Annotated in this window: 3 protein-coding genes; all 3 read left to right on the top strand. The window is 63.8% G+C overall.

The features are described 5' to 3' along the window. Positions 1–22 precede the first annotated feature (22 nt). Positions 23–997: a C4-dicarboxylate TRAP transporter substrate-binding protein gene (locus tag Q0949_RS20585; protein ID WP_299377002.1), complete on the top strand. Its 975-nt coding sequence runs from the start codon at positions 23–25 to the stop codon at positions 995–997. Between the two features lie 108 nt (positions 998–1,105). After that, entirely contained in the window at positions 1,106–1,735 is a 630-nt protein-coding gene (locus tag Q0949_RS20580; protein ID WP_299146681.1) for a TRAP transporter small permease, read from the top strand. Next, positions 1,735–3,135: a TRAP transporter large permease gene (locus tag Q0949_RS20575; protein WP_299376999.1), complete on the top strand. Its 1,401-nt coding sequence runs from the start codon at positions 1,735–1,737 to the stop codon at positions 3,133–3,135. The genes Q0949_RS20580 and Q0949_RS20575 overlap by 1 nt, the downstream gene beginning before the upstream one ends. The last annotated feature ends 1 nt before the right edge of the window (position 3,136 follow it).

The raw sequence follows: 3,136 nt of genomic DNA, 5'->3' as shown, positions 1-3,136 counted from the left end.
CGGCGTTGCCGGTCTCGTTTCGTTGAGCTTTGCGCTTGAGGCTTCAGCGACGGAGTGGAATGTGTCTGTTTGGGGCAAGCGTCGTGCGTTTACGGAGCATGTCGAGAAGCTTGCGGAGTTGGTGAGCGAGAAGACGGGTGGTGAGTTCACGATGAACGTGAGCTATGGCGGTCTGTCGAAGAACCGGGAGAACCTCGATGGGATCTCGATCGGTGCGTTCGAGATGGCGCAGTTCTGTGCGGGCTATCACCGCGACAAGAACCGGGTGATCACGGTGCTGGAGCTGCCGTTCCTGGGCGTCGAGAACCTTGAGCAGGAAGTGGCCGTGTCGGCCGCCGTTTATGCGCACCCTGCGGCCACCGAAGAGATGGCGCAGTGGAATGCCAAGCTGCTGATGACCTCGCCGATGCCGCAGTACAACCTCGTGGGCACGGGCGATCCGCGCAGCACTTTGGCCGATTTTGAAGGCATGCGGGTGCGCGCCACGGGCGGGATCGGCAATGCGTTCTCGGCGGTGGGTGGTGTGCCCACGTCGGTGACCGCGACCGAGGCCTACCAGGCGATGGAATCGGGTGTTGTGGACACGGTGGCCTTTGCCCAGCACGCGCACCTGTCGTTCGGCACGATCAACCAGGCGGACTGGTGGACGGCGAACCTGAACCCCGGCACGGTGAACTGCCCCGTGGTGGTGAACATCGACGCCTACGAGGCGCTGTCGGATGAACACCGCGCGGCACTGGACAGCTCGGTGCCCGAGGCGATCGAACACTACCTGACGAACTACGCGTCGCTGCTGGAGCGCTGGGACAGCGTTCTGGAAGAGAAGGGCGTGCAGAAGGTCGAGATCGACGCGGGCGTGATCGAGGAATTCCGCGCCAAGGCTGCGGATCCGATCCGCGATCAGTGGATTGCCGACATGGAAGCGCAGGGCCTGCCGGGCCAGGAGCTTTATGATCTGGTGGCCAAGACGCTGGCGGACGCCAAGGGCGGCAGCTGAGGGCAGGCGTGCGGTGCGCCGGAACGGCGCACCCTACGGGCCCGTTTGCAGGGTGCGCCGTTCCGGCGCACCTTACCTGACTTTTGCATTTGATATTTGGGGGACGTGATGGCGGGTGCATCCACGGTTCTTGAGGATTCCAGTCTGCTGAGCCGGCTGGACCGGGGCTTGCTGCCCATCGAGCGCGTCATGGCGCTTCTGAGCGGGCTGGCGGCGTTCTCGCTGATGTTCCTGGCGGCCTATTCCGTCTCGGCGCGCGAGTTCTTTGAAAAACCATTGCTTGGCTATGTCGACCTGATCGAGATGCTGATGCCGCTGATTGCGATCATGGGGGTGTCCTTTGTGCAGCGCAATGGCATCCACATCCGTATGGACATCATCGTAGGCGCGCTGCGGGGCCGGGTCCTGTGGCTGGTCGAGCTGATCATGGTGCTGTTGATCCTGGTGCTGATGATTGCGCTGGTCTGGGGATCGTGGTCGCATTTTGACCGCTCGTTCGACTGCGCGCGCCCCTTGTGCAGCCGCGACAGTTCCATCGATATCTCGTTGCCGATCTGGCCCAGCAAACTGATCGTGCCGGTGGCCTTTGCGGTGCTGTGCGCGCGGCTGGTGTTGCAGGCGGTGGGGTACGCGCGCGCCTTTTGGCTGAACCTGGAAAGCCCGGTGGCCGTCCCCCTGATCCAGAGCGTGGCGGAGCAAGCCCGCGCCGAGGCCGAAGCCCTTGAGGGAGCAGACTGATGGACCCGATTACAATTGGCCTGTGGACCACGGGCGGCATGCTGTGCCTGGTGTTTTTGGGCATGCGCGTGGCCTTTGCGGCCGGTCTGGCGGGGTTCGTCGGCCTTGTGTGGCTGCGCTGGAACGGGTTCGACTATGCGCCCGAACGCTTTGGCAAGGCGCTGGAGATCAGCGTCAAGGTGGCGGGGCAGGTGCCCCATTCCAAGGTCTCGGCCCAGGCGCTGAGCCTGATCCCCACCTTCATCCTGATCGGGTATCTCGCCTATTACGCCAAGCTGACGACGGCGCTTTTTGAGGCGGCCAAGCGCTGGATCGCCTGGGTGCCCGGCGGGCTGGCGGTGTCGACCGTCTTTGCCACCGCGGGCTTTGCGGCCGTGTCCGGCGCCTCGGTGGCCACGGCGGCGGTCTTTGCCCGTATCGCGATCCCCGAGATGCTCAAGATCGGCTATAACAAGCAGTTCGCCGCAGGCGTCGTGGCGGCGGGGGGCACGCTGGCCTCGCTGATCCCGCCTTCGGCCATCCTGGTGATTTATGCGATCATCGTGGAACAGGACGTGGGCAAATTGCTCTTGGCAGGGTTCATTCCGGGCGCGTTCTCGGCCATCATCTATGCGGGCATGATCATTGCCATCGCGATGATCTGGAAGAACGTGGGCCCGCCCGTGACCGGGTTCACGTGGAAAGAACGGCTGGTGTCGCTGCCGCCCGCGCTGCCCATCGTGGCGGTGGTCGTGATCATCATCTTCTTTGTCTACAACCCCTTTGGCGATGCCTGGGGCACCCCGACCGAGGGCGGGGCGGTGGGCGCGTTCATCGTGTTCCTGATGGCGCTTTACCGGGGCATGCGCCTGCGCGAGCTGCGCGATGCACTGATCGAGACCGCCAAGTTGACGGTGATGATCTTTACCATCATCTGGGGCGTGCTGATCTATGTGCGCTTCCTCGGGTTCGCCGACCTGCCGGGCGCCTTCAGCGACTGGATCACCTCCCTGACCGTGTCGCCGATGCTGATCCTTGTGTGCATCCTGCTGGCCTATGCGGTGCTGGGCATGTTCATGGACGCGATCGGGATGCTGCTGCTCACACTGCCGGTGGTCTATCCGGCGGTGATGGCGCTGAACGGGGGCGAGTTCGTCTCTGCGGCTGACAGCACCTTTGGCATGTCGGGGCCCATGTGCGCGATCTGGTTCGGGATCCTGGTGGTGAAAATGGCCGAGTTCTGCCTGATCACCCCACCCATCGGGCTCAACTGCTTTGTGGTGGCAGGCGTGCGGGACGACCTGAGCGTGCAGGACGTGTTCCGCGGCGTGACCCCCTTCTTCATCGCCGACGCCGCCACAATCGCAGCCCTCGTCGCATTCCCGGGCATCGTCCTGTGGCTACCATCACTCGCAGGGTGAA

The organism is uncultured Tateyamaria sp. (assembly GCF_947487805.1).
Classification (GTDB): Bacteria; Pseudomonadota; Alphaproteobacteria; order Rhodobacterales; family Rhodobacteraceae; genus Tateyamaria.
The sequence above is the reverse complement of the archived record's forward strand: the minus strand, read 5'-3'. Positions and strand labels throughout refer to the sequence as shown.